Annotated in this window: 19 protein-coding genes and 1 pseudogene; 2 read left to right on the plus strand and 18 right to left on the minus strand. The window is 58.0% G+C overall.

Annotated features, from left to right (window positions below; genetic code table 11):
• Positions 1 to 47 precede the first annotated feature (47 nt).
• From ACODSR_RS02765 to ACODSR_RS02845, 17 genes are all read right to left on the minus strand, one after another.
• The gene (locus ACODSR_RS02765) at positions 48 to 593 is read right to left on the minus strand and encodes a nuclear transport factor 2 family protein (protein ID WP_489073530.1); all 546 of its coding nucleotides are present in this window, start codon (positions 591 to 593) and stop codon (positions 48 to 50) included.
• Between the two features lie 119 nt (positions 594 to 712).
• Complete coding sequence (locus ACODSR_RS02770; protein ID WP_489073532.1) at positions 713 to 2230, minus strand: beta-ketoacyl synthase N-terminal-like domain-containing protein; 1518 nt, start codon at positions 2228 to 2230, stop codon at positions 713 to 715.
• 39 nt (positions 2231 to 2269) lie between these two features.
• The gene (locus tag ACODSR_RS02775) at positions 2270 to 3880 is read right to left on the minus strand and encodes an AMP-binding protein (protein ID WP_489073534.1); all 1611 of its coding nucleotides are present in this window, start codon (positions 3878 to 3880) and stop codon (positions 2270 to 2272) included.
• A 286-nt stretch (positions 3881 to 4166) separates the two neighbouring features.
• On the minus strand, positions 4167 to 4412 hold the full coding sequence (locus ACODSR_RS02780) for a hypothetical protein (RefSeq protein WP_489073536.1): 246 nt from the start codon (positions 4410 to 4412) through the stop codon (positions 4167 to 4169).
• A gap of 225 nt (positions 4413 to 4637) precedes the next feature.
• Positions 4638 to 5990 (minus strand): amidohydrolase family protein, encoded by a 1353-nt coding sequence (locus tag ACODSR_RS02785; protein ID WP_489073538.1) that lies wholly within the window; start codon positions 5988 to 5990, stop codon positions 4638 to 4640.
• 623 nt (positions 5991 to 6613) lie between these two features.
• A complete protein-coding gene (locus tag ACODSR_RS02790) occupies positions 6614 to 7624 on the minus strand; it encodes an amidohydrolase family protein (protein ID WP_489073540.1) in 1011 nt (336 codons plus the stop codon).
• Between the two features lie 88 nt (positions 7625 to 7712).
• On the minus strand, positions 7713 to 9440 hold the full coding sequence (locus tag ACODSR_RS02795) for an FAD-dependent oxidoreductase (RefSeq protein ID WP_489073658.1): 1728 nt from the start codon (positions 9438 to 9440) through the stop codon (positions 7713 to 7715).
• Positions 9441 to 9675: 235 nt separating this feature from the next.
• Positions 9676 to 10677, minus strand: a complete 1002-nt coding sequence (locus tag ACODSR_RS02800) for a zinc-dependent alcohol dehydrogenase family protein (protein ID WP_489073542.1) — start codon at positions 10675 to 10677, stop codon at positions 9676 to 9678.
• A complete protein-coding gene (locus tag ACODSR_RS02805; RefSeq protein ID WP_489073544.1) occupies positions 10674 to 11480 on the minus strand; it encodes an SDR family NAD(P)-dependent oxidoreductase in 807 nt (268 codons plus the stop codon). Before ACODSR_RS02805 ends, ACODSR_RS02800 begins: the two co-directional genes overlap by 4 nt.
• Before the next feature lie 164 nt (positions 11481 to 11644).
• A complete protein-coding gene (locus ACODSR_RS02810; RefSeq protein WP_489073546.1) occupies positions 11645 to 12910 on the minus strand; it encodes an amidohydrolase family protein in 1266 nt (421 codons plus the stop codon).
• A gap of 169 nt (positions 12911 to 13079) precedes the next feature.
• A complete protein-coding gene (locus ACODSR_RS02815; RefSeq protein ID WP_489073548.1) occupies positions 13080 to 13388 on the minus strand; it encodes an NIPSNAP family protein in 309 nt (102 codons plus the stop codon).
• 74 nt (positions 13389 to 13462) lie between these two features.
• On the minus strand, positions 13463 to 14689 hold the full coding sequence (locus tag ACODSR_RS02820; RefSeq protein WP_489073550.1) for an alpha/beta fold hydrolase: 1227 nt from the start codon (positions 14687 to 14689) through the stop codon (positions 13463 to 13465).
• Positions 14690 to 14817: 128 nt separating this feature from the next.
• Entirely contained in the window at positions 14818 to 15870 is a 1053-nt protein-coding gene (locus tag ACODSR_RS02825) for an acyl-CoA dehydrogenase family protein (RefSeq protein ID WP_489073552.1), read from the minus strand.
• Positions 15867 to 17057 carry an acyl-CoA dehydrogenase family protein gene (locus ACODSR_RS02830; RefSeq protein ID WP_489073554.1) on the minus strand — a complete coding sequence of 397 codons (1191 nt, stop codon included), beginning with the start codon at positions 17055 to 17057 and terminating at the stop codon, positions 15867 to 15869. The genes ACODSR_RS02825 and ACODSR_RS02830 overlap by 4 nt, the downstream gene beginning before the upstream one ends.
• Before the next feature lie 11 nt (positions 17058 to 17068).
• Positions 17069 to 17869 carry a crotonase/enoyl-CoA hydratase family protein gene (locus tag ACODSR_RS02835; RefSeq protein ID WP_489073556.1) on the minus strand — a complete coding sequence of 267 codons (801 nt, stop codon included), beginning with the start codon at positions 17867 to 17869 and terminating at the stop codon, positions 17069 to 17071.
• 543 nt (positions 17870 to 18412) lie between these two features.
• Positions 18413 to 21901 (minus strand): indolepyruvate ferredoxin oxidoreductase family protein, encoded by a 3489-nt coding sequence (locus ACODSR_RS02840; RefSeq protein WP_489073558.1) that lies wholly within the window; start codon positions 21899 to 21901, stop codon positions 18413 to 18415.
• 432 nt (positions 21902 to 22333) lie between these two features.
• Positions 22334 to 23179 (minus strand): IclR family transcriptional regulator, encoded by an 846-nt coding sequence (locus tag ACODSR_RS02845; protein WP_489073560.1) that lies wholly within the window; start codon positions 23177 to 23179, stop codon positions 22334 to 22336.
• A gap of 493 nt (positions 23180 to 23672) precedes the next feature.
• Here ACODSR_RS02845 and ACODSR_RS02850 point away from each other — a divergent pair, with 493 nt between their 5' ends.
• Positions 23673 to 24662 carry an acyl-CoA dehydrogenase family protein gene (locus tag ACODSR_RS02850; protein WP_489073562.1) on the plus strand — a complete coding sequence of 330 codons (990 nt, stop codon included), beginning with the start codon at positions 23673 to 23675 and terminating at the stop codon, positions 24660 to 24662.
• A gap of 331 nt (positions 24663 to 24993) precedes the next feature.
• Here ACODSR_RS02850 and ACODSR_RS02855 read toward each other — a convergent pair.
• A pseudogene (locus ACODSR_RS02855) lies at positions 24994 to 25319 on the minus strand (transposase); the annotation flags it as partial.
• 214 nt (positions 25320 to 25533) lie between these two features.
• Between ACODSR_RS02855 and ACODSR_RS02860 the strand changes: the two are divergent.
• Positions 25534 to 26556, plus strand: coding sequence for an AraC family transcriptional regulator (locus ACODSR_RS02860; protein WP_489073564.1), 1023 nt, complete (start codon positions 25534 to 25536; stop codon positions 26554 to 26556).
• Positions 26557 to 26903 lie beyond the last annotated feature (347 nt).

The following is a 26903-nucleotide window of genomic DNA, read 5'->3' on the forward strand; positions in this document are numbered from 1 at the left end:
CACCGGGGGTCGCCATTCAGCGCGCCCCGGCATCCGCTTCGCGACTATCAATCTTTAGGCGTGAAGAGATCGCGAACAGGGCGATCGGCGACCAAAGGCCGGGCATAGGATATATCGTCCTTGTCCCAGCGACCGAGGATGAACAGATCGAACGGCGGGATGTTGCTGCTAGCGGCGAGTTCCCCCGCCCATTCGAGGACGCAGACTCGGTCGGTAATCGCCCAAACATCGTCGCGCTTTTCCAGCCTGTCGACATAGCGGCTTCCAGCCATGTCGATAGTACCGTCCGCCCTGACGAGATTGACGATGATGTAGGACTCGCAATGGGCGGAGTCACCGTCCACTTCGATGATCTGGTTCGTCATATGGTGCTGATGACGGACCCAGTTCTTGGCATGCAGGGCATTGTTCGCGCGCGCGAAATCCTCACGATTGCCGATAAAGCCGCCATGATCGTCTCGCGCGTCGGGATGATAGGCCGAGACGAGCAATTCCGTATCGTGACGATCGAGACCGCGCGAGTAACGCAGCGTGGCATCACGTATTTCTTCGCGATCAATCAGAAGCTGCAATTTAATAGGGTCCGGGTTCACAATACTCTCCTGTTATTTTCCTGTGTCCGCTGAACCAAACAAAGGCTCGTCGTAAATCTTGCGTTGGGTACTGGCGTCCTTCAGCATGATGCTGGTTTTCCAGTCATTCGACGCGCGGATCAGTGCGCCCGGACTATCGAGCCGACGCGATCACCAGCCACGACGTCGACCTTCCGACCAACCATCTCTTCATCTTCGAACAGAGCGAGAAGATCCTGATCGACGATTTGGACATGACATCGGGCATCATTGGGCAAATCACATATCGCGGCACCGTGCGACGCCGCGCCATCCCGATCGTACATCACCGTATAGGCCGCGACCCTGGCTGTCCCGGAATAGGCATCATCGATCACGCACGTCGGTTCACGATCAACCGCCGCCTGGATCGCCGATTGATCCGGCTGTCGCACATGAGAGCCGGGCGGCGTGGTCGAGTAGGTGGCGAACACATGGTTGGACATCATCATGCCCACCCCACTCACCATCCCGAACTCCGCTGGGTCCGCTCTCAGGCAAGCGGCCATCCGGGCTATCGAGGTAAGCATGTAACTGCTTCCCGGTCCACCGGCATAGGGTAGCCCGCCGGTGACAGTGATGCGATTTCCGGGCCGGTCCGGGATGCCCAGCGCATCACGCGCAAAGTTCACGGCCGAAGGAAAGCAGCTGTAAAGGTCGATATACTTCACATCCGCGATTGTAATGCCTGCGGCCGAAAGCGCGGCCTCGCCGGCCGCCGCCATAGCGGGCGAACACCAGATTTTGCGGCGCACGGCCAGATAGACAGGATCTTCCGCATAGCAGCTTGTCCACGGATAGACCCGCCTCTCCTGTCCGATCCCGTGACTGTCGGCCCATTCTTCGCTGCAAAGCATCACGGCAGCGGAAATGTCCACCTCGAGCATGGCTACCATGTGCTTTGTATAGGGATAAGCCACAAGGCGGTTCTCCGCACGCGATTCGATCAGGAAATCCTCCTCGCGCGCTTGGGAGAACCAAGCGGAGGGATTGGCCGCCGCGATCTCGGTCATCCCGGCCAGTGCCTGACCCAGCTGCCGCCGATAGTCTTCGGGCGCAATACCCAGATGGGCGCGCCGGGCAATATCCCGCAGCGCGAAATTATAGACCGCGCCCACGCCTTCGGTCAGGCCGATCGCTGCCTCGCCGGGATGCTGTTGCTCGTCCAGATCAAAGGCGAACTCCGGTCCTTCCGGATGCGGAAAGCTCCACGCGGGCTGCTCGCCCTGCTTGCGATACGCCCTCAATGAAGCGAGCGCTTCGCCGCCGCATACAAGCGCGACGCTGGCCTCGCCGCGTCTGATCCGATTTGCCGCCAGATTGACCAACGTCTGGCCGGAAGTTCCGCTGGGCGGGCCAATATGGCGGAACGACGCCGATGCACCCAGCCGCTCGGCCAATCGTGCCGCGGGATCATCATACCGCCAGCTCATGCAATCGGTGAGGAGCAAGGCATCGACTTCGGACAGGGTACGAGCATCTAGCCCTGCATCGGACATGGCATCCCGGCAGACGATTTCCCACGCCGACAGCGGTTCCGGCCCGGGAAGTTCCTGGCGCTTCACAGTATGCTGTGCGATTCCCACCAGGACGGGCGTTCTGGGATCAACGCCGTTCATTGCACCACTCCATCGGTCATGATTAAGCGCCTGGCATCGTCAGCGGCGTCTGACTTGGATTCCTGCACTCTCACGGTCCCAGGTCTGAGCGGTGACACCTTCGTCGCGCAGGCTGTACTTCAAGATTTTGCCGGTTGGGTTCTTGGGCAGTTCCGAACGGAATTCGACATATCGCGGAACGGCAAAATGCGGAAGATTATCAATCGACCAGCGGCACAGATCCTCTTCAGTTGTCCCGCAGTTTTCGCGCATCACCGCGGTGATCTTGACCTCGTCGTCGGCAGCTTTCATGCCAACGGCATGAACTGCAACCTCGAGGACATCGGGGTGGCTGATGAACGTGCTTTCCACCTCGAAACTGGAGATGTTCTCCCCTCGGCTGCGCAGATAATCCTTCTTGCGGTCGCAGAAGTAGAGGTAGGGCCCTTCCAACTTGCCGAGGTCGCCCGTGTGCATCCACATATTGCGCCACACTTTAAGGGTTTCCTCTGGACGTCGCCAATAACCCTCGAACATCACATGCGGCTCACGCGGACGGTACACGATCTCGCCGATCTGGCCGTCCGCCAACGGCCTGTCTTCATCGTCGAAGATCATGACTTCAAACTGGCTGGCGATGCGTCCCGCCGAACCCTCGGGCGGTTCGGGGTCACCGATATTGTAGGTCGACAGGCGGCAGCCTTCGGTCTGGCCATATTGGAACGTGCTCATGCTCTTGACGCCAAAGCGCTCCATCCAGATACGCTTGACCTCCGGAGAGATTGGAACGCCCTGAACCACTTGAAGTTGCCCATAACACCGCTTCATTTCCTCGCTATCGGGCGCTTTCGCCACGAGCGGGAAAATGGACGCCATGAGGATGGCACTGGTTGGACGTGTGAGTTCGATCTCCTTCCAGAAGTTCGAAAGAGAGAAGCGCGCTGCCAGTGCAACACCGGTCTGGGCTAGAAGCCCGCCCATAACAACGTTGAGTGCCGACATGTGAAACAGCGGAAGGCAGGTCCAGGTCCGGTCGTTGGGCCCCTGCGGCACCGCATCAATGTGCTGCCGCCCCAGCATACAGAACAGGTTATGGCTGAGCATGCAGCCCTTTGACGGGCCAGTTGTCCCGGACGTGTAGACAAGAAGCGCGAGGTCGCCTGGCACCACCGAGATAGGGATGTCGGTTTCGTCGGTCCCGCGAAACCTGTCGAACGGCTCGACACGAAGCCCCTCGATCGTTTCATCGACCCAGTCACGGCATAGCACCAGCTCCACATCATTGAGACCTGGGGCGATCTCCGATATATATTCCAGATACTTATTATCGCAAATGACGATCTTGGCGGCAGAGTCGTTGACCTGGTGACGCAGGAATTCATGCCGATACGACAGGTTCAGCGGAACCCAGATCGCACCGATCTTGTTGACCGCGAACCAGATGGTAAAAACGTCGAGATGGGTTTCCAACAGGCTGACAACCGTTTGGCCCTTTACCACACCCAGATCCGCGAGCGAATGAGCAAGCCGGGTCGAGGCGCGATCCAATTCCCGGAAGGTGAACTTCTCTCCGGAAAGATCCGCGAAAATCCCGTCAGGCTTGTCGTGGACTGCACGCTGCAAAGCGTGAAGCGGGGTGTCAGGATCGCCCAAGGTGTAGTTCACCGTCATCACATTCTCCAAAATTCAACTTGGCGCTTACCGGCAGTCCTAAGGAACGGGAGGCCCAACTTTGACGGCACATCTCGCAGAGCAATGGCAAGCCGACGGACCAAGGCCTGTCGGTTGAATGCGCACTGCGCGAGCGCCGTATACTGCAAGCATAGCAAGTCGTGGAGCAGCGGTCTTATCCTTGGATGTCCGACGAATTGTCGCGCTGCGAAAATTGCGCATGACCGCCTGTCCATGTGCGCGCGCAGCTAGGCCGAGTTGCACCCAGAACAGCAGCGCTCCAACCTCAAATAACGGCATTCAGAAAGCCGGCAGGCCTGAGCCATTCGGTGCAAAAGATGAAATTGGGAGGCGGATATGCGGCAGGAGAATCGGTCGAAGCAAAAGCGTTGGCTTCATCGTCCTCATCTGTTTCCTTTCGCAAAACACCAGCATCGTTGCCGGCATTCTGGCCGCTGTCCATTGGCGTCGGAATGATTGCGCAATCCGGCACAGGCTTCGCTGTGGATATCACTCCTTTTGCGTCACTCATGGTCTTCTGCCTCAATCAGCGATGGCACTCCTGTCCGCGCATGCGGGAGCAGAACTGGCTGCAAATCCAATCGCTGGGTGGCGTGCCGACGAATTGGGCCAACACACGCCCCTGATCGTCTGCGACGACTGTGGACGCGACCATAACGATAAAACTGGCCTCAAGCGGATAGGGTGCTTCAACCTCATCATTAATCGTAACACCCTACTTCGCGCTACCATCCAGTTATTCTGCCGCCATTTCGATCGACCCCCGGTGCACCATCAACCCACGGACAGCAGCTCGCTCGGTGCTACCGTCCAGGCGGTCCTTGAAGAACCTGCCGCCCGTCATCACAACGTCGAGATTGCGTAACGGGTCGGTCAGGACCGAAATGTCGGCAACCGGGTCACCGTTCACCACGATCAGGTCTGCGCGCTTGCCGACCTCGATCGTGCCGGTCTCGTCACCTTCGAGCGCCAGTTCCGCCCCGTTCCTGGTTGCCCAGCACAGAACGTCGGCGGCCGGAATGCCGAATTCCTTCACATAGATCTCCAGCTCGGTTCCGTAGATGCCCACTTCATGCTCCATGCCCAGAGAGCCATAGTCATCGCCAGGGACCAGCTTAACGCCAGCGGCATTGGCTTTGGGCAGCATGATCTTCATGTTTGCCCATGCCGTCATGATGGGATCGATCGTCGGGCTTGGTTCATCCGTAGCAAAACCAGTCATCATTTTCGAGAATGCTAGGCTTGGCACAAAGAAGGTGCCCTGCTTTGCCATCCGGTCGATCACTTCCTCGTCGAGGAAGTCACCATGATCGACGATATCGAGGCCAAGATCGAGGCACTCCATGATCATGGCTTTGCCAGTTGCATGTGCACGCACGCGCACACCGCGATCGTGCGCGGTTTCGATCGCTGCACGCAACTCGGCGTGGCTGAGATTACGGCCATCCTCGTTATAGTGGAACCCATGTCCACCCGAAGGAAGGAGCTTAATTATTTCGGCACCGCGAAGAATTTCCTGACGCACCGCTTTCGCTACCTGGTCCGCGCCATCCACGAAAACGTTGGCACCCAAACGGCGTATGCCGTTGATGTACTTTTCCTCATGCTGCCACCACAAGCCGCGATCCTCGCCGTCGCCGGTGGTAACGATGTGGCGGCTGCACGGGGTGATGCGCGCACCGTCGATCAACCCTTGATCGAGCGCCGCCTGAAGCTGCGCATCAACGTCGTGCGCGGCCGCAGCCGACACGACCCGCGTGACGCCGGATGTGAGAGCCGTCCGCAATGCCGCCGCCGCCTGCAAGGCCAGAATAGCCGGTGGCTTCTCTGTGCCGAGAAACGTACCGCTGCGGCCTGCGTAGAAAAGTGGCGGGCCGATGCTTACATACTCGCCATGCCAATGACCAACCGTCATGCCGGGCATGAGGGTCTTGCCTGCCAACGGAATGACCCGACCGTCGCGCGGCCCGCCTCCATCCTCGCAAACATCGACAATACGGTCGGCTTGCACCACCACCGTCATACCATCCTGAACCGAGCCCGTACCGTCGAACAACCTGGCCCCGGTAAAGATAACGCGCTCGCTCATATTCATCTCCAATCCTTTGTTATGCCGCCTCTGCGGTTCAAATTCTTTGCGTTAAGAATAAGCTTGATCGAGTGCGCCTGCCACTCGTTGAAACCTCATCTCGTGGTTTGGGTCCTTCAGCTTGGCACTTTTCTCCGACCCATGCCGCAGATAGTACTGCGCCCCATCACGCCACCTTCCTCCGCCACGCCTTTGAAACATTTGCATTTGCGGATGTCATTGATCGGGATACGGGCCAAATCTCCTGCAAATTTCGGACCTTTCTCTCATTATCATTATAACGCTGCTCAGAACGTCAAACCAGATGCGCAAAGATGTTAGCAGGCAGGGCCGGACTTCACTTCACTTGTAGACAAGTCTATTCACTTCAAAAGATCGAGTAATGAAGGCATCGCCATTGTCGAGACGTCTGTCATGTCAACGCGCATTGATCAGAACCCATGCGCCCATCGGCATGGCTCTTCGATAGCGAAGCTGATCGGCTGCGCGCTCACAAACAGCGCTGTAGCAACCCAGGCGAGGCTCCAAGGGGAATGCGCACGATCGCGCCCTCAAAATCCACGATGATCGCCGATCCGATTCATTGCCACTGGATCGGTGGCTCTTGCCCGTCCCGCCATTCTTCAATCGGCGATTTGATAGACCCGCTTGGCGGTCTCGCTAAACAGGTTCGTTCGTTCCTGCGCGGAGAGATCATGGGTGATAGTTTTGAACGCATTCCATAGGACCGTGTACGATATATAGTGCATGTCCACTGGGAAGTTGCTTTCGAACATACATCGTTCCGACCCGAACAGGTCGATTGTCGTCAAGATGTGATCTCGCTGCCGCAAAGCAGTCTGTTCGGAGGTGAATGGCTTTTCGTCGTCGACCGGCACCATCCCGGTCAACGCCATGTTCAACGCTCCGAGCTTTACCGAGACGTTTGGCATTGCGGCAAGCGCGCCCATGTTCGCTTTCCATTGGGCGAAACTCTCATCCCGGCGCTCAGCATAAGGGCCGACGCCAATGCAGCCACCTGTGTGATCAAGGACGATCCTGGCTTCGGGAAATTCCTGCGCCAGTTCGACAAGTTCGGGAAGCTGCGGAAAGAACATCCACGCGTCGAACGTGAGATCACGGCGGACAAGTTCTGCAAATCCCTTTCGGAATTCTGGCCGGGCCATGATCTCAGGCTCGGTTGCCCCATATACCGGGGGAAGTGCGCTATCAAAGGCGGTCATATAGCGAATGCCACGAAAAACCGGTGAGGCGGCGATGTGAGCGTCCAGGACTTCGCCGACCTTTTCGCCCTGCAGCAGGTCAGCGTGCCCGCTGATGGCAGCGCAGATACCAGCCGCCTTGCCGCCGATCCGAAGTCCCTCGAGCCGTACCTCCTCGGCATATTCCGTTTCGCCGACCAAGCGCAGGTGTTCGGGGCCATGATCACGATAATTGTAATGAGAGTCGGTATAAATCGTGGCGACGATATTGTGGCCGGAATTTGCCACGTCGTCTATGAGTTCAACTGGACCGTACGTCTCCCAAGCCGGAAAAGGGCTTGGCGTCCACAAATGGTGATGCGAATCGACGATTGGGAGCTCCGGCTCGATTGCCGCTTCAACCACCTGATCGCGCCATTGTTTACGGTTCACTTTACTTCCTCTTCCTCAAAATGGCTTTGTCTCGCGCAACAGTCAGATCAATAAATGAGCAACCCAATCGGCAAACCCTTGATCAAATCTACGGCTGGGGCGGCATATCGCTATTGTGGCCAAGCTCTGGGGTTGCCGCGCGCGCAGCGATGTCGTTTGCGGCGATGAAGCCATAAACCATGGCCGGGCCGATCGTCGCGCCGGCACCCGGATAGCAGTTGCCGAATGGGCTGCCAGACGCGTTGCCAGCCGCATAGAGTCCCGGAATCGGACGATCCTGCTCATCCAGCACCCTGCCCGAGGAGTCGGCCTTCAGCCCTCCCTTGGTTCCCAGATCGCCCATGTTGATCGACACGGCGTAGAACGGAGCCTTGTCGATTGGGCCAAGGCAAGGATTGGGCTTCACCGACGGATCGCCAAACGTCCGATCATATTCGTCATTGCCACGACCAAATTCGACATCCACGCCTGTCCGGGCATATTCATTCATATTCGCGACGGCCCGGTTGAGCCTCGCTGCATCGACGTCGATCTTTGCAGCAAGCGCGGTGACGCTATCTGCCTTGAAGATATAGTGATCCCACCAGTCAGGCGGGATGGCACGGTCGGGCATGATCGCGGTGGGCATAAACCCGCCTGCGGTGAATTTCTGGCGGAAGGTGGCGTCGAAGATCAACCAGCAGGGTGCGTTGGCCCCGGTCTTCAACTGATCGCTCAGCATGGCGTTGCCAAGCCGATCATATCCCGCAGCCTCGTTCGCGAAACGATCGCCGTTACGATTGACGAGAAAGCCATGAGGGCGTCCGACATCGAATACCGCCTGATGGATTTCCTCGAAATTCGACACGCCCTTGATCGGCATGAACATCGTGGGAACCATCCAGCCTGTCTCGGTAAACTCGGTCGCTGCGCCGATAGCAAGGCCTGCCTTGAGCACCCGCCCGTCGTTCGCATTCGGTGGCGTACATGACCAACGGGTTGACCCCGGAACAGTCAGGAATTTGTCACGCAGTTCCTGGCTCCATTCAAAACCGCCCGCGCATACGATAACTGCCTGGCTAGCCGCGATGTCATAACGCCGACCAAACCTGCTCACGCTCACGCCGACGACCTTGCCATCGCTGGTGATCAGTTCTTCGACGCTTGTATCGAGCCTGATTTCGACCTTCCGGTCGATCAGCCGTTCGACAAGAGGCGCGACAAGTGCGCCGCCAAGCGACAAATTGCGATCCCGGCGCGTCTTGAGGCGCGTGCCGACATCCAGCCAGTAGCGACCCAGTACCTTTGCCAGTTTGACTAGCCAGCCTTTGCCACGCACGGAAATCACGCCCGCCTCGGCAAAGTCCATAGTGTAGCGGTTCAGCAGCTTGAAACGGGTGAACTGCTCGCGCATCTGCATAAAATATGAGCCAAGGCGTTTCCCGTCATACATCGGAAAGACGATCGACCGATCACTGCGTGCGCCGGGTGCCTCGGGAAAATAATCCGACCAAGGCATGACGTTGAAAGGAATATTCAGCGACCGGAAGTAATCAAGGAGGGGTTGGCTCCCATCTACCAGCGCTTCGATCCGTTCGCGTCGCACCGGACCCTCCGATACGAACGTCAGATATTTGAGCGACTCTTCGCGCGTGTCATCTCCTGAAATACCATGATGAGGAAGCCAGATCACGCCGCCGGAAGTGGCCGTGGTCCCCCCATATTTGCTCGCTTTCTCAACGATCAGGACGCTCAGTCCGTGATCCTTAGCGCGCAGCGCTGCCATTAGCCCGGCTCCGCCCGATCCCACCACGATCACATCGTAACGCTCAGTCATTGATCCTCTTTCATGTCTAAGGCAGGCCTTGTTTCCGACCCGGTGCCTTCTTCGAATGCCCGAACCCACTCTCGCTACTTGCCGGCGCTCGGCGCTTGCTGCCAAGTTACCTGCTGCTCTTGCTCCACGGGTCCGAAGTTCAGCAAGAAAACGAGCCTATCCAGCGGGACAGCGCCGATCGCCTCATCGGCGGCCACCATTGCTCGAAGAAACTTTCCGTGAACACCGCCGCGTGTCACCAGGACAGTCCAATCTTGCCGAAATGAGACTTGGCTTCCTGATAGCGGAATGCCTCAACGATCTCTTGGAAAGAAAAGACACGATCGACCACCGGACACAAACCGTTGGCGGCAATCGCCTTTGTCATGTTCTCCTGGTCGGAGCGACAGCCAACGGTCATGCCCGTCACCGAACGATTGCCGACAATTGCGAACATCGAGGCATAGCTGATTGGCTTGCGGCTGAGGGCACCGATCAAAGAAGTTTGGCCACCGAACTTCTGTGCCTTGAGCGTTTGCGTGAGATCGCCGCCCACAACCTCAGTCACGAGATCGGCACCGCGTCCCCCTGTCAATGCCAGCACGGCCGATCCCCACTCCGGCTGCTCGGCATAATTCACGACATGGGAAGCCCCAAGAGACTTCAGCCGCTCCAGCTTTTCCGGCGTCGATGAAAGCGCGATCACATTTGCGCCAGCCATGCGGGCAAACTGCAATACAAAAATGGAAACTCCGCCGGTGCCCTGAACGACCACCGTATCTCCTGGCTTGGTCGCCGCCTCCACGAACAGAGCGCGCCATGCCGTCACCGCCGCGCACGGCAGGGTCGCTGCCTCGACATCGGTCAACCCGGCAGGAACAAGCGTTATCCCTTCGGCGCTGACCACGACATACTCCGCGGCAAAGCCATCTACGTGATCGCCGCGCATCTGGGCGGTCTTTTCGGTTGTGGCGGGCCCGTCTAACCAGTTCGGAAAGAAGCATCCCATCACGCGGTCGCCGGTGCTGACCCGGCTAACGCCCTCGCCGGTTTCTATCACCTCTCCCACGCCGTCGGACAATGGCACCCTGCCCTCCGCCGCAGGCAGAACACCGGTCACCACAAGATAGTCGTGAAAATTAAGCGAACTGGCGCTTACCTTTATCAGAACCTCACCTATGCCCGGCCTGGGAACATCACGTTCGACCAGCCGCAGCGACTCGATGGTCGCCGGTTTCGCTAGTTCGATAACCTTCAATGGACATCCTCCGAACGGCGGCGACCCATGGACGCCAACCCTTCCCCCGCCATTTCATCCGGGAAGGGTTGACGTCGTAGATGGCTACCGCCGTCGACATGGATTGTCTCGCCTGTGATCGAGCGTGCATCGGTCGCCAGCCAGACAATCATGCGTCCGAGTTCAGCGGGTTCGACCGGTGCACCAAGCGGGATTTCCTTCAGGAAAGTGTCGAACATGCTGGACTTGCGCCAGCGGCGCGCCTGCGGTCCTTCGAGCATTCCCGCCTTGAGCGCATTCACGCGAATGCCGCGCGGCGCATATTCGACGGCAGCGTAACGGGTGAACGTGTTGAGCGCTCCCTTCGCAACCGAATAGGCAACGCTGCCCGGCAGGACATCGGTCGACGCGATGCTGGAAAAGAGGGTGACCGAGCCGCCTTCCTTCATATGCCGCGCCGCATATCGCACGAACTGAAAAGGGCCGTAGAAGTTGACGGCCATCGCTTCGTTCAGCATTGCCTGAGAGGTCTCATCGATCGAGCCCATCGATCCGAGCCCCACGGCTGCAACCACAACATCAATATGTCCCGTCATCGCTGCTGCCGCGGCCACGAAATCTGCCACTTCCTGCTCGTTGCTCGCGTCGCATCGCAGGGCAGTCCCGCCAATCTCGTCCGCCAGTTCCTGAACCTTTTCAAGCCGCCGCGCTGCGACAAACACATGCGCACCTTCGGCGGCAAGCGTTTCTGCCACCGTCCAGCCTGAGCCACCGCGCTGGGATGCACCAAGCACGATCGCAATCTTTCCATCCAGCAGACCCAAATCAATTCTCCATCAGCGGTTCAGCAACTGCCCACTAATGTGTAGCCGGTTCCCCGGCTCAATCAGGATAATGGCAGCGACTATCAGAAGACATGCAGATAAAATTTGCATGTATGCGCGGGAGGCAACACAGGCGCGGAAGTTACCTTCCGCGCCTGTTTGATTTAGGCAAATTTGCTCTTGTCAATCTTGAAGAGCCGTACTGCATTCTCACCAAGGACCTTCGCCCGCTGGGTGTCCGTCAGCCCCTGCATCTCACGCTCGATGCTGAGCTTTGAGTGAGGATAGGACCCCTCGTGATGCGGATAGTCGCTGGACCAGAGAATATTGTCTTCAAGGCCCATGTTCATCAGGATTTCGAGCATGCCGGGGTGCTCGAGCGACGAGACGAAGCAGTTTTTGCGGAAATAGTGGCTTGGAAGCTCAGGTATCACGGGCCGCACCCACATGTGGTGCGCGCGATAGGAGTGATCCATCGAATTGAGTACCCAGGGAACCCAACCAGTGCCCGCTTCAATCACGCCCGCACGCAGGTTCGGGAAACGCTCGAACACGCCCGAGGCAATCAACGTCACCAGCGGGTCGATACCCGAACCCATGGCAGCATGGAAATTGATGATCGCGCCGCCCTTGCCGCCAACAGCGCGCGGATCTTCGCCATTACCAACGTGGAAAACCAGCGGAAGCCCGGTTTCTTCGATTGCAGCCCAGAGCGGCTCAAACATCTTGTCGTTATATTCGACACGGCTGCGCGGTTGATCAAGCGTGGTGAAGATCGGGCGGTTCGAGACCATGAAGCCGTGAAAACCGTTGCTGGCGGCCCACTGAACTTCCTTTATCGCATTCTCAACGTCGCCGGCAGCGATGAGCGCCATCGGCATAATGCGATGGAATTCATCCTTGAAGGTATCGAGGGCCCAGCGGTTCCACGCGCGGGTCATAACGCCCGCGAAAACCGGGTCTGGCGTCGCAAAGCCAAGGATGCCCTTTTGCGGAAACACGACCTCGGCGTCGACGCCTTCACCCGCATTATGCTCAAGACGCTGCGCCACGCTGCGCCCGGACGCACTGCGAAGCACATCCTGATCTTCCATGCGATCGGTATATGGTGCCAGCACTTCGAAGCTCTCGAACGATTCCTGCTCAGGCAGCAGGTCACGACGGTTCGAAGGCACGCTAACGCGTTGAGGAGCCCAGCCGTCGGTGTGAAGCCACTGCACACCATCGGCATCAACCTTCACATGAGGAAGACGATCCTTATATTGCGGATCGGTGACTCGCGATGTGAGAAAGTCGAGCGGCTCATTCGCATGGCTGTCCGCACTGACGATGAAATATTTGTCCTTGCTGCCCGTAACCAGGCGATCACCCCACGAGGTGGGACCCACGCTCTGCAGGCGCCAAGCATTACGATCCGTAGACGCAACCATAAATACTCCTGTTGACCTAAAAGGGGGGGGCTTTTCCGTCGACGCGCTAAAAATGGCGCGTCCACGAGTCAACGACTCACCCTTCGTTATTTTCTATTGTAACCACCACGAACGCGCCGGTCGTACCCTGCCTTGCAAACGCAATTGTCTTCGCGCGCACTCCAGACGATCAAGGGCTGTAGGGCGTCTTGACCATGACCTGCAGCGTTTCAGTGTTCATAAAATCGGGCAGCAGTGCCAGCTGCTCGCCAAGAACAGGATCGGAAAAGACAGCGGCAAGCCCTTCCGGCACGGCGTCCAAGGTCTCCACCTCCCAAATATGGACAACCTCGGTCAACTTGCCGATGACAGGCTGCAACCCATAAATCAGGGTCCAACCATGTTTGCTCAAAAACAGTTTCAAATGTTCGAGCACTTTATTGAAGCCTGCATTTTGACCAAATTTCAGATCAACTCGGGTATGAACGATGTAGGTCATAGATTGTCCTCAAACTGTACCATCGCGAAGATTGTGCCAAACTTGTAGGGTTCTGCAGTCAAACGTCGGCCCAATCACGCGAAATGAAGCCGACGGTACTTACCTCTGAAATAAAGCAGCGGGTCCCGACTGGGCTCGAAGGTTGCGCTAACGACGCGTCCCACCAGGATAAGATGGTCACCTCCATCGTGCACAGCATGTCGAGAACACTCGAAAATGCCTAACGAGCCAGTCAGGATAGGGACGCCCGTACTGCCGGTCTTCCACGGGGTGTCGGCAAACCGATCGCCAACCCGGCTGGCAAATTTGTTGGAGGCGGGCTGCTGGCCGATCTGAAGCACATTAACCGCAAAATGACCTGCCGCTTCAAGCGCCGCCGCACTTCCCGCGCTTCGGGCGATACATACGAGCAGCAGCGGCGGGTCGAGCGATACCGAAGTGAACGAGTTGGCGGTAAGGCCGATCGGCTGGCCATCGACACCCATAGCAGTAACGATGGTGATCCCTGTTGCAAAACATCCCAGTGCGTCGCGTAGGGTGCGCGGGTCCGATCCGGCGCGATATTCGCCTGGCGTACGCGGCGCTCGACGCTCGATGAAGTCCAGCAGGACGGCGTTGAACGCGTCGGACTGTTCGGTAGGCACGCCAGAATCGTCGCGTTCGATTTCGACATATTCGGCATTGGCTATGCAGCGCACGAACGCTTCGGCAGAGCCCTGATCGATCACCGCATTCTCTGCGCCGCGCACGAACAAGACCGGGAGAGCCAGCTTGCCCGCAGCTTGATTTAACCGAGGCGTCACGTCCGCCGGGTCGATGGCTGTCATGACACGGACATCCCAATCGGGCTTCTGCACCATTTTTGCTACACGCCGCTGCATGGCATCGACAATGACCTTGCCCGCAGCTTCGTCGAGTTCAGGTGGCGCGTTGACGAGCACGAGGCCGGATGCAAGCTGGCCACCGTCTTCGCCCAAGGCGAGCGTCGCCACCCAGCCGCTTAGAGACGTTGCAACGATGACCGGACGGGCAGACATCTGGGCGAGGACTGCGCGCAAATCCGCCACGAATGCGTCGATATCGTAGCGACCGTCTTGAGACCAATCGCTTTGTCCATGTCCGCGCAAGTCGAGGTTCAGGACCTGGCGACCAGCCTGCACAAGAGCTGCAGCGGCGCCTTCCCAGTACAAGCGACTTTGTGCCGCCCCATGCAACAGCAGCACAGGGGGCGCATCGGCATCTCCCGTCAGGTCGCCACGTAAAGTGAGTCCGGCAAACCCCTGAAACTTAGTAACAGCCATGAACCATCTCCGTAGTCCCATCGCGGGCGTGACCAGAGTTGCGGCCAGTCTTCACCTGAAATATCTCACCCGACCTTTTGAACCAAAGCGCTTCGACAGGGCTGGTCGGGTATGCGATTCATTCGCGACTATTGCCGGGCAAGCGCCCGGGACATGATGCTGGAAGCCACACGATCGCGTATCTTCTCAGGTGGACCGCCAATCATTTCGTTCATCAATGCGCGCTTCAGAAAGATGTGTGCATCATGCTCCCAGGTAAAGCCTATGCCTCCGTGAAACTGTACCGATTCCTCGGCGATGGCCCGAAACGCATCCACCGCCAGCAGTCTGGCCTGTCCGGCGAGCGTACTCCAGTCATCACGACGAGCCGAGAAGGCCGCTGTTGCGTGCTCGGTCAGTGCCCGTGCGATCTCCAGATTCACCTTCAAGTCGGCAGCGCGGTGCTTCAACGCCTGAAACGATCCGATCGGCCGGCCGAACTGCTGGCGTGTCCCCATATATTCGACAGCCTCGTCGAGTGCCTGACGGCCGCCTCCGACTGAATCCCACGCAATGGCGAGATCGTCATGCCCGCGTACGACGCGAGATGCCTCTTCGACGGTGAGCGACAGCGCAACCGAAGCAACGCCCGTCAGATACACGTCGCCATAGCGCCTGCTGCGGTCCCAGGTCAGAGCGTTCTCCACGATGACGCCCGGTTGCGCCATGTCGATTATGAGAATCTGTGCGTGCGCGTCGCTGGGCAGTAAAAGTGCCGTAGTGGCTTTACAAGCTTCCGGGACGGTCTGCATCGACTGATCGCCTTCGAGCACGATGACCCGCGCCGACCCTTCGGCTATCCGATCGAGCAAAGCCTTGGCATCCGTCCCTCCATCGGCAACCAATATATCGACAGCCGCCATGGTCTGCGAAATCTGAAGCGGCGATAGCGCCCTGCCCATTTCTTCATATATCGGAGCGAGTGCCGCAAAGCTCTGGCCCAGCCCGCCATTCTCGGTCGGAACCGTGAGCATGAACCACCCGAGATTGGCCATCTCGCCATAAAGGTCATCGGGCGACTGGGCCGTGTCATCTTCGCTCCAGGGAGCACGACGATCGACCTTGTCTGCTAGCAAACGCGCTGCGCTGCTGCGCAGTTCTTCGGGCTCGATCAATTCAACCGGCATGTTTTCGGATGTCATGCCAGTTTCTCCCGCGGCATCATCAGAACACGCTCTGAAACGATGTTACGCTGGATCTCGTTTGATCCTCCGGCGATGTTCCACTGATAGGAATTCATGAAGTCGAACATCCAGTTGCTGGTTTCATATCCGGCCCCCAGAACATAGTTCATCTCCCGCATGGCGGACATGCCGCGCAGCCGCAGGCCAAGTGCCGTGAAGTCGCGCAAGATGCGTGCATACCCAAGCTTGATGATCGATGCGTCTCCGACGGCTTCCATGCCGGCGATGCGGCGCACTGTCAGCGACGAGATCAGCGCGCGCAGCCCCTCGATCCGCGATGCTATGTCGACAATCTGACGCCGTGCCTCATCATCGAGCCGGTCTGTTTCCAGACCCTCTGCCGTGACCAGGCTAACCAGACGCCAGAGTGAACGGGCCAAGCGCTCGGTCAGTTCGACAGCCGTCAGGCCGCGTTCCGATGACAATGTGGCCTGAGCCACGCGCCAACCTTCATTTTCTTTGCCAACGCGATTTTCGACAGGAATTTCAACGGAATCAAGGAATATCTCGGCGAATTCCTCGTCACCCGTGATCTGCTTGATCGGTCGGCATTCGACACCCTTGGACTTCATGTCCATCAACAGGAACGTGATTCCGGCCTGTTTCGGACCGCTCGAATCGGTGCGCACGAGCAGCAGGCACCAGTCGGCGAATTGCCCCATCGTCGACCATGTCTTCTGGCCGCTGACGACATAATGGTCGCCACGGCGCTCGGCCTTGCAACGCAGAGATGCCAGATCTGACCCGGCGTTCGGCTCGGAAAAGCCCTGACACCAGATCTCGCCTTTGAGAATTGCGGGCAGATGGCGTGCCTTCTGCTCTTCCGTTCCGCATTCCATCAATGTCATTGCAGCATGGTAAAGCGACACGAAGAAAAGGCTCATCCGTGGTGCGTCCGCGCGCGCAATTTCCTCGAAAATCGCAACCTGCTCGCCCAGCAAGCGGCCACCGCCGGGCCATTCCTTCGGCCAGTGCGGCGTAGCATATCCGCCGGCCACCAACTTGCTAAGCCACTCTCGCTGAGAAGCTAGAAACCCCTCGACATCGTCGCCGGACTGGCGATCACGCCAGTCCGGCGGAACATTATCGGCCAGCCACCCGCGCAGTTCTTCGCGCAGTTGTGTGATGCCCTGATCCTTGCTCACGCGACCATCCTTTACTTGCCTGTAAACCGCGGCGATCGCTTCTCGAGAAAAGCTGAGACTGCTTCGGCATGATCCTCGGTACTATGACACAAGGCCTGCGCGGCCGCAGACGCTTCGAGTATGCCGGAGAGGCTGTCCGTCTGCCCCTGGCGCAGCAAACGCTTGGTCATTCGCACAGCGTGTGGCGGATTGGCGGCAATACGCGAAGCCACCGATCTGGCCTGCCCCATCAGCATGTCGTCCGGCACCACCTGGGAAACAAGACCGCAGGCCAACGCTTCCGTGGCGCTCAATAAATCCCCCGTAAGAGCCATTTCAGTAGCCTTGGAAAAGCCCACCACTCGAGGCAGCAGCCATGCGCCACCATCGCCCGGCACGATCCCAAGTTTCACGAAACTCTCCGCAAACTTCGCACTTTCGCCAGCAATACGAATATCGCACATGCAGGCAAGGTCGCACCCCGCTCCGATTGCAGGCCCATTGACGGCCGCGATGACGGGAACCTCTAGCGATTGGAACAACAGCGGCAACCGCTGAATCCCGTTGCGGTAGTTGCGTCGCGTGTTCGCGCCAAGGGGATCGTTCAGTCCGCCCCCGAGCTTCATCGCATCGATGTTACCGCCGGTGGAGAACGCCTTTCCACGGCCCGTGAGAATGACGACCCGCACCGCAATATCCCGATCGGCAGCTTCGATATGAGAAATCAGTGCTTCGATCACCTCGGGATCCGAGATTGGGTTGCGCTGATCGGGCCGATTCAGCGTCAAAGTGACTATCCCACCCTGTTCCTCGCAGATTATGGCATCTGTCATTTTGGCAACTCACTAAGAATGCGCAGCGTCGCGGCCCGGAATGCTAGATCGTGGAGCGTCATATCATCTTTCGGCTTCAAAACGGCCATTTGACCGGTGATGGGCAAACAGCGCTGTATGTCATCCAAAATGCAAACGCATCGCCATTCGGCTGTTAGTCAATTTACCCTTCGTGCAAGGTCAAAAGCCCTGATGACGCTTGCCATAGCGACCCTTTAGTTTTGGTGCCTCTCACTGCGAACCGACTGAACCGGTTTGTCAGTTGCCGCGACGCGCTGGCAGACTGGAGACGGTGGCGGGCCCCTCAACGCCGGGCCGACCCGCCCCAAAAAATAGCGAACATTCATTTGACACAGCAAAAATGCGAACTCATCAGCGATGCCGCCGACGAACATTCTGGCTGTGCCTGATCCATCGTTCAGTTTTGCCGACGAAGCCCACTCATCCAACGGATTTCGCTCGCGTCACTCGACGAGGTCGTCGAATGGCTTGACCGCTAAGGATGTAGCCGCCACGCGGCAGACCTGCCGCGTGGCGGGGTTATCAGACGACCGGCACTAGAGCCCGCACCCCCGCTGCCTGAGCAGGCGCTTCCAAAGCAGCGAGCAGCGCGGCGCGGCGCGCTTCATATTCCTCAACCGATGCGTCTTTTACCGGACCGTAACCCCGGATATCATAAGCCGCGCCAGCAAGTTCGATCGCAATCGACAGCTTCGACTGTTGCACTTGCTCCACAAGCTGGCGAGCCAATGCCTTATAATCGGCGATCTGACGGCGCTCCATGCGCCGTTCGGCCGTGTAGCCGAACGGATCGAAAGGAGTCCCGCGCAGCTTCTTGAAATGCTGCAAGACGCGAAACACCGGCAGCATCCAGCCGCCGAATTCACGCTTCTTGGGCCGACCCGATGCATCACGGCCCGGCAACATCGGTGGCGCAAGGTGGAACTTTATCTTGAAGTCCCCATCGAACTGTTCACGCAGCAGCGCCAAGAATTTGGGGTCGGCATGCAGGCGGGCAACCTCATACTCGTCCTTGTACGTCATCAGGCGAGCGAGTGTCAGAGCCACTTCCCGAACGAGCAGCTCACCGCCATCGAGGTTCTTGGCACTGACCGCGCGCTCTATCTCTCGCACGAAATCGACATATTCGGCTGCGTAGGAGGCATCCTGAAAGTCGGTCAGCAACCGAACCCGGCTTTCGAGCAGTTGATCGAGTGTGTCGAGCGGAACCTGCTTGGTTTTCCCGGCAAGAACCCGCGACAGCGCCTCTGGCGCGTGCGCGGCAAGCCGACCAAGCGCGAATGTCCGCAAATTGCCTTTTACGAAGGTGCCGTTGAGCCGGATCGCTTCTTCAATCGATGCCACGGAAACCGGGAGCAGCCCCTGCTGCGATGCATAACCCATCATGAACACGTTAGTCGCGATGCTATCGCCTGTCAGATCAGTGGCAAGCCGCGTCCCGTGGACGGGCAGGAACTTGCCCCCGCCCAAAGCGTCGCGGATTGTCTCCTCGAGCTGATCGCCGCCGAGATCCATCTTGCGATTGGTCTGGAACTCACCGGTCGGGGTCACGTCGCTATTCACGACCGCCACCGTCCTGCCTGGCTTGACGGTCTTCAAGACATCGGCCCCGCTGGCGACGATCATATCACAGGCCAGGATCAGATCGGCCGAACCTATGCCCAGACGCGAGGTAAAGATACTGTCGGGCCGGGGTCCAGTCCGGATATGGCCAGTAACGGCACCGCCCTTTTGCGCCATTCCCGTCACGTCGAGGACGGTGCAGCCTTTGCCTTCAAGATGCGCTGCCATGCCCAGAAGCGCGCCCACGGTCAAAACGCCCGTGCCACCGATCCCGGCAACCAGCAGATTATGGCCTGCCTCTCCGATCGCCACCACATCGGGCAGCGGCAGATCGTCGATCATCTTGTTCAGGACAGTAGGATCGCCAACGCTGCGGGTCGCGATTTTCGCGCCCGTGACCGTTACAAACGACGGGCAGAAGCCCTTTATGCAGCTATAATCCTTGTTGCACGTCGACTGATCGATATGACGCTTGCGCCCGAATTCGGTCTCCAATGGCGTGATCGAGATACAATTTGATTGGGTTGAACAGTCTCCGCAACCCTCGCACACGTCCGGGTTTATGAATACGCGCTTGTCCGGATCTTCAAGCAAACCACGCTTGCGGCGGCGGCGCTTTTCCGTCGCACAGGTTTGCTCATAGACGATTGCCGAAACGCCATCCAGCTCGCGCAGGGTCCGCTGAATGGTATCCAGTTCATCTCGATGATGGACCGCGACGCCCGCGGGCATCCGGCTCGCGAATTTATCGGGATCGTCAGATACAAAGATCACAGGCTTCACCTGCTCGGCAAGCAGTTGCTTGACGACGTCATCGGGCCCAAGATGCATTTCGACCGGCTGGCCGCCAGTCATGGCAACCGCGTCGTTATAGAGGATCTTAAAGGTCATGTTGACCTTTGACGCAACCGCAGCGCGGATCGCCAATATCCCGGAGTGCGAATAGGTGCCATCACCCATGTTCTGGAAGATGTGCTGCCGATCAACCAAGGGAGCCACGGACACCCATGGCATGCCGTCTGCGCCCATCCCGACAGGCTGCATGGTCCGCCGTTCGGGCATGACGTAGGCGGCCAGTCCGTGACACCCAACCGCGGCAACAGCAATGCTTCCGTCGGGAATCTTCGTACTCGTGTTGTGGGGGCAGCCCGAACAATAAAAGGCAGGGCGATACTTCGACCCGCCTACCGTCAAGGCCCGACCTTCCATGTCGTGGAAATGGGCGAAGCGCTGCTGGACGTCGTCGTTTGCCAAGTCAATCTGCTTCAGCGCCGCCCAAATCGCCTTGCGAACCAGCGCCGGCGTCAGTTCGCCAACCGATGGAAGGATCGTTTGGCCCGTCAGGTCACGCTTGCCCATCAGGTCGGGGCGATCGTCGGCGGCAATCCCGTAGAGAAGCCGCGCCAGCTGATCTTCGACAACAGGGCGCTTTTCTTCGACGATCAGCAGGGCGCGATGCCCGCGTGCGAAAGTCTTTGCGCCTTCGGGCTCAAGCGGCCAGATCATCGCCGGCTTATAAAGGCGGATGCCCATCTCAAGGCAACGCGCATCGTCCAGACCCAGATCGAACAGCGCTTGCCGAACATCGAGATAGGCCTTCCCGGCTGCCACAATCCCGAGCGTGCGGCGCGGTGAATCGATCGCGACACGATCGAGCGGATTGGCCCTTACCCACGCTTCGGCGGCGGGTAGCCGCTTGTTGACGACCCAGTCCTCCATCATCAAAGGTGAAAGATTGCGCCGCAGGTGCAGCCCTTCAGGCGGAAGCTTCCAATCAGGCCGCACAAACAGTCGGTGCGGGTCGGGCAACTCAACCGACGCGCTCAGATCAAGCGTGTCGGTTATGCATTTAAGCCCTACATACAGGCCACTGTACCGCGACAGCGCCCAGCCATATAGGCCATATTCGAGTATCTCAGCGGTGTTGGAAGGATAAAGAACCGGAATAAAGCCCGCGATCAAGGTATGCTCGGACTGATGGGCAGTGGCCGAAGACTTGCCGCCATGATCGTCACCCGCGACAACAAGATATCCACCATGTGCGGAGGTGCCTTCCATATTGCCAAGCTTCAGCGCCTCACACGCGCGATCGACACCGACGCCCTTGCCATACCACAGGCCGAACACCCCTTGGAATCGGGACTTGCCAAACCATTCGAGCTCCTGAGTCCCTCGAATGGCGGTGGCCGCAAGTTCCTCGTTGAGGCCAGGCTCGAAGCGGATATCGTGCTCTGCTAGCAGTTCTGGCACTCCCCAGAGCGCCGCGTCGTAGACGCCGAGCGGTGAACCGCGATATCCCGATATATACCCGGACGTCACCAGGCCGGCCGCTCGATCGCGCCTCGCCTGATCGAGCGGCAGCCTCACAAGGGCTTGATTCGACGACATGAACACTCGGCCCGAGGGCTGCACATACTTGTCATCAAGCGTGGTAACGGTTTTGGTCAAGAGCTCACCTTCGTCCTGTAGGACCGCTCCATGTGGGCCTGGTGGCCGCGAAGCGATTACCGCCCGCTCCACGGGCAAGTATCATGTTATGACATAGCACCCAGATAGCCAGGTTACTTGTCTACACATGCTCCGCGATTTGAGCCTGCCCGATATTCAGCTCCATTGCCTGGCCATGCTGCAGCCGACCGGCAAGGCGCGCCCCCCAAAAGAAATAACCTCGCCAAGCTGACCGTAGTTTGATTCATTGCGTCAGACGGTATTGTTTGAATTATAGGACCATCTGAAGCGGCTGTCGGCCCATGGCGATCCGCTGGAGGGCTGGGCTGGATCGTTGGTTTCGAGGCGTTTCGTCCGACGCTGGTCGCGGCACTGGCCTATGGCGACGGCGCGAAGGGCGGTCATGGTGACCCATATTAGTCGGAAAATGCCCTAAACAGTCAGGAGTCGCGAGCAGGCCCAGCGTTTCACCTTCAGCAGGTCATTACCAACCGCCTCCACTTTCGCGTGATCATCTTCATCGGAAAACATGATACCGGAAAGACCATGGCTCACCGTGCCGTTCATGTCCCGTATGGCCACGGAAACTGTCGTAACACCCTTGGCGAAATTGTTCCTGTCAATCGCATATCCGCGGGTCCGCGCGTCCGCCAGTTGAGCGCAATATTCATCGAATGAAATCGGCACCTGCCAACGCAGCAAATCAAACTCCCGCTTGAGATCTCTTTCCGGCATATCCAGCTCGGCTGCGATCGCTCGCCCCACGGCCCCCATAAGCATAGGAAGCCGCTGCCCGATCGACATCTGAATGCGCATGCGGCTGTTGCATTGGACTGAACCCGTCAGTGAAATGCGGGAGTCGGATATGCGGCGCCACAGACCGAGCGTAACACTATGCTCGATCGAAATCTGTTCCATCCGGCGACGAAGAAGAGTGAACGCCTTGGCGGGGTCAAGCGCGCCTTGCGCAATGGCGATGGCTCCGTTCCCTAGGGAGTAGAGCTTCAACTCAGGGTCAAAATCGGCAAAGTCTTCATTCTGAAGTTGTTTTAGAATTCTGAAACAGGAACTCGGTGGCAAAGAGAGTTCACGAGCAATTGCATTTACACCCATCGGAAGCCGCGCCGCAGCCAGCAAACGAAGAATTGCCAAGGTCATCGATACGGCCCCGATCCGCTGTGCATTGGGTTCTTCGGCCAAAAGGCTGACATTCGAATCGGTTGCAAGCTCGCTCGGTTGCGCTCCGTTTGCCCGTGATTGAGATACCGATGCCGTCATTTACATGCCTTGTCTTGCCCCATGGGCCATATATTCAGGAATTGAATCTATATGAATAACGTGGTGCCGCAACTCGCTAAACAGTGTCATGGCTTGCGTAGACCATTGGGAGTGCATCGCTGGATGACGCAGGTCGCAACCGATCCTCTTAAATGAGCTTGCGCAATGGGAGTTCCAAGTGACCAGTCTTTTCGATCGATCTTTGCCCACGCGGATCCCGGCGCATGCCGAAACGTCTGCGCGGAAAGGTCAATGTTTCTTATCATATCAGGACGCGCACCATCCTGTCGAGACCCGCGCGCGCTATGGATTAGGCCCTAACACCGAATTCAGCCGAACAGTTGCCACTCTGGGCCGGATGGGTATCACGCCGCCTGAACCTCCTGCGGGAACCCGTCCAAACTCCGAGTGACCCCTTTCCTGTCGTTAGGTGGCAGAGGGAAATCCTGAGAAGCAAGACTGCATGTAGCTTGGAGCGAAGAGAATTATGGACATGGACAACGAACTCATCGCGCCGTTTACCCGGCTGCTTGAAGAGATCTCGCCGTTAGAGCGCGTCAGGCAGTTGGAAAACGGAACCGCTCACCATTCCGTCTGGAACGACATACTCGCGTCAGGCTTCCTTGACGCCTTGGTGCCGGAGGAACGCGACGGATTCGGCCTCACTCCCACCCACATGGCTCCCCTGCTCATTGCCTGCGGTCGTCATCTGTTGCCGGCGCCTTTCGGCGATACGCTCGTGGCTCGCGCTTTGGCGCCAGAGGGGCTGCCAGTCGAAACCGGGATCCTGCTTTGGCCTACCGGGCCGAGTGGGCGATTACGCTCGCTTGTGCCGCCAGTTGCGCAAGGCGCAACGCACGCGCTTGTTCAGCAGGGCGAAAACATCGAACTGCGCGCCCTCGTTCCGCAGGACGTTCCGCATAGCAAAGCCGATGGATTCGGATTTATGGAAGCGGCCCTTGATGAAACGGTCGATCCCCTGCTTGAATTCAAGCTTCCACAAGATACGCTGTTCAATTGGGCGGCGGTGATAACGGCGGCGTCAATGGCAGGCGCGATGGCGCATATGCTGGACATGACAGTCACGTACGTAAACGAACGCCAGCAATTCGGCCGTGCATTGGCAAAATTCCAGGCTATCCAACAGCAGATCAGCGTCTTTGCCGAACGAGTCGCCATCGCAAATGTCGCGGCGAGCCTGGGTCTGTCTGAGGCCATGCCCGGACCTACCGCGGTAAAAGCGGCAATAGCGAAGACAATTGCGAACGAATCGGCAACAATCGCCGCTAACGTGGCCCACGCCGCACACGGCGCCATAGGAATCACTTGGGAGCACAACCTTTCCCTTTTTGTGCGCCGCCTCAGGCGCTGGCAGATGGCCTACGGTTCGGGCGATACCCTGTCTGCTCAGGTGGGGCGCGAAAGGCTTGCGCATTCCGGACCTACAAGCGTCGATTTTCTGCGCAAACACGCTTCGTTTTGACCGCATCCAGCCAAAGCTATTTCTTAGTGATCAGTTTTTCCGCATCTACGAAAGGGCAGATGGCGTCCCACCCGATGGTGTAGGTGCGCTGGCGTAGTCTTAAGCGATTTTCGGCTTAGAGGCTGTCTCGAAATGCGCGGAAGAGCGCATTTCGGTTGCCGCACCAGCCCTCACCCCCACCCGACCTCCCATTCAGGATACACTCTGTGGGAGGTCGGGTGGGGGTGAGGGCTGGTGCGGATGCGCCGGAGGCGCATTTCGAGACAAACTCTAAGCCGGGTTGATCATGCTGCCATGGCAGGCAACGTGATGATGGCATTCACACGACCCGGCGGCAGCGTTGCCAGGTTGCGCTGAACGCTTTGGCGACGGATGCTTCGATGCCTTCGTGGGCATCGGAGATGACCAGCTTCACGCCGCGCAAACTGCGGCGGGCAAGGCTGCGCAGGAAGTCGGTCCAGAAGACCTCGGCTTCGGAATGGCCGATCGCCATGCTGAGAGCTTCGCGCCGGCCGTCACTGTTGACGCCAACGGCGATGATGACGGCGACCAAGACGATGCGGTCGGCCCGCCGGACCTTTATGTAGGCCCCTCCATCCAGAGGTAGGGTCAGTCGACTTCGATAGAGCGATCGAGGATGGCCTTCACACGTACGTCGTACACGGGGATTATTCCAGTTTGAAACCTGGCCACCGTTGACACGTCATTCCAATTGAGGAATAGTCATTCCAGAAAGTTGGTTTGTAGCCGAACAGGTGTTGACCGTAGCCGCAATTTTGGTGCTCCGTCGGCAAGTCCACCTAAAGCGAGGCTGAAGCTGACGGGAATACATAAGCAGGCAAACCTGCATGGACATTCTAGGAGAGAGAAAGTGCATCAACTCTACACAAGCGATGGTCTCAGTCCGCAGATGGCGCGCAAGTCTTGGGATGAGTTGTCGCGCAGCGAATTTTTCGATGGCGAACTTGAGGTTGAGGGTGATTTCTCGGACGTCACCTTGCACAAGGCGTTGTATTATCCGATCTCGTTGTCGCGGCTCAAATCGGGCACCCGCATGTCACTGCGCCGCTCTTCAAAGAATATTCGCGATAATAAAGTCGGCTTCCGAATCATTTGGTTTGTTCGCAGTGGCTCCCTGAAAATCGTTCGAGCTCAGGGTGCCTGCACTATTCGCGCAGGTGAACTCGGCATTCTCGACTCGAACGTGCCGTTTTTCGCAACTCTGCAGGGTGAAGGCGATTTGCCTTTCGAGAGTTTCCAGGCAGTAGTACCGCCAGATATGTTCCTGAGTCATTTGCAGCGTGCCGATCAGTTTACTGACGCGCTCAGCCTGAACAGGTTAGGCGGTGAGTTGGTGAATCGCCTGATCGATATTCTTGTCGAAAACGGTGAGCGTATCAGCAGGGAGGCAGCCAAGCCTCTCGCCGAAAGTCTGCTTGAAGCGATCGCTGAAAATTTGCGTTCCATAAATGTCGAGGGCTCACGTAGACAAAGTCTCGTTGATCGTCGATTAATGGATATCGAGAATTATATATTGATGAACCTAACTGACCCTGAACTAAGTTATGAAAAGGTTGCGGCCAGTTGTGGTATTTCGCCGCGATATCTTTGCTATGTACTGAAAGCGAACAACACGTCGTTTTCGGAATTTCTGTGGCAGAACCGTCTGCCAAAAGCGCGTGATTGGCTTGTTATGAAGAGTACGCGCGATTATCCGATACATGAGATTGCTTATATGTCTGGGTTTAAGAGTGCTGCACATTTTAGTCGCATGTTCAGACGGACTTATGGATGCCCTCCGCGCGAATATCGAGCAGCGCAAATTCAGCTTGAAGATGCACATATGAACGATAATGGATATTTGTCGCCAGACCCCATGCATGCATCTGCATGAACTTGTGCGATGACGGCAAGTTCAGGGTCGTTGTTATCTTACCACGACCTTGGGCGCCGCCTATCGGCGCGTACTCCGCTATGGGCGGTGCGAGCGTTTGTGGAATAGTCCTTGGCAACATTAGCCGACGAGTTCTTGGCGATCTTCGCTTCCGCATGTCGGCCAAGTCATGGAGCCACCGCGCCAGATCGATCAGTTGCCAGCGGGCAACTCCCTGGATCACCGGGATAGGACTGCTTTCAACGATCTCTGCAAGAGCCATGTGTTAGAGGCTGTCTCGAAATGCGCGGAAGAGCGCATTTCGGTTGCCGCACCAGCCCTCACCCCCACCCGACCTCCCATTCAGG

The organism is Sphingobium sp. FG125 (genome assembly GCF_057809795.1).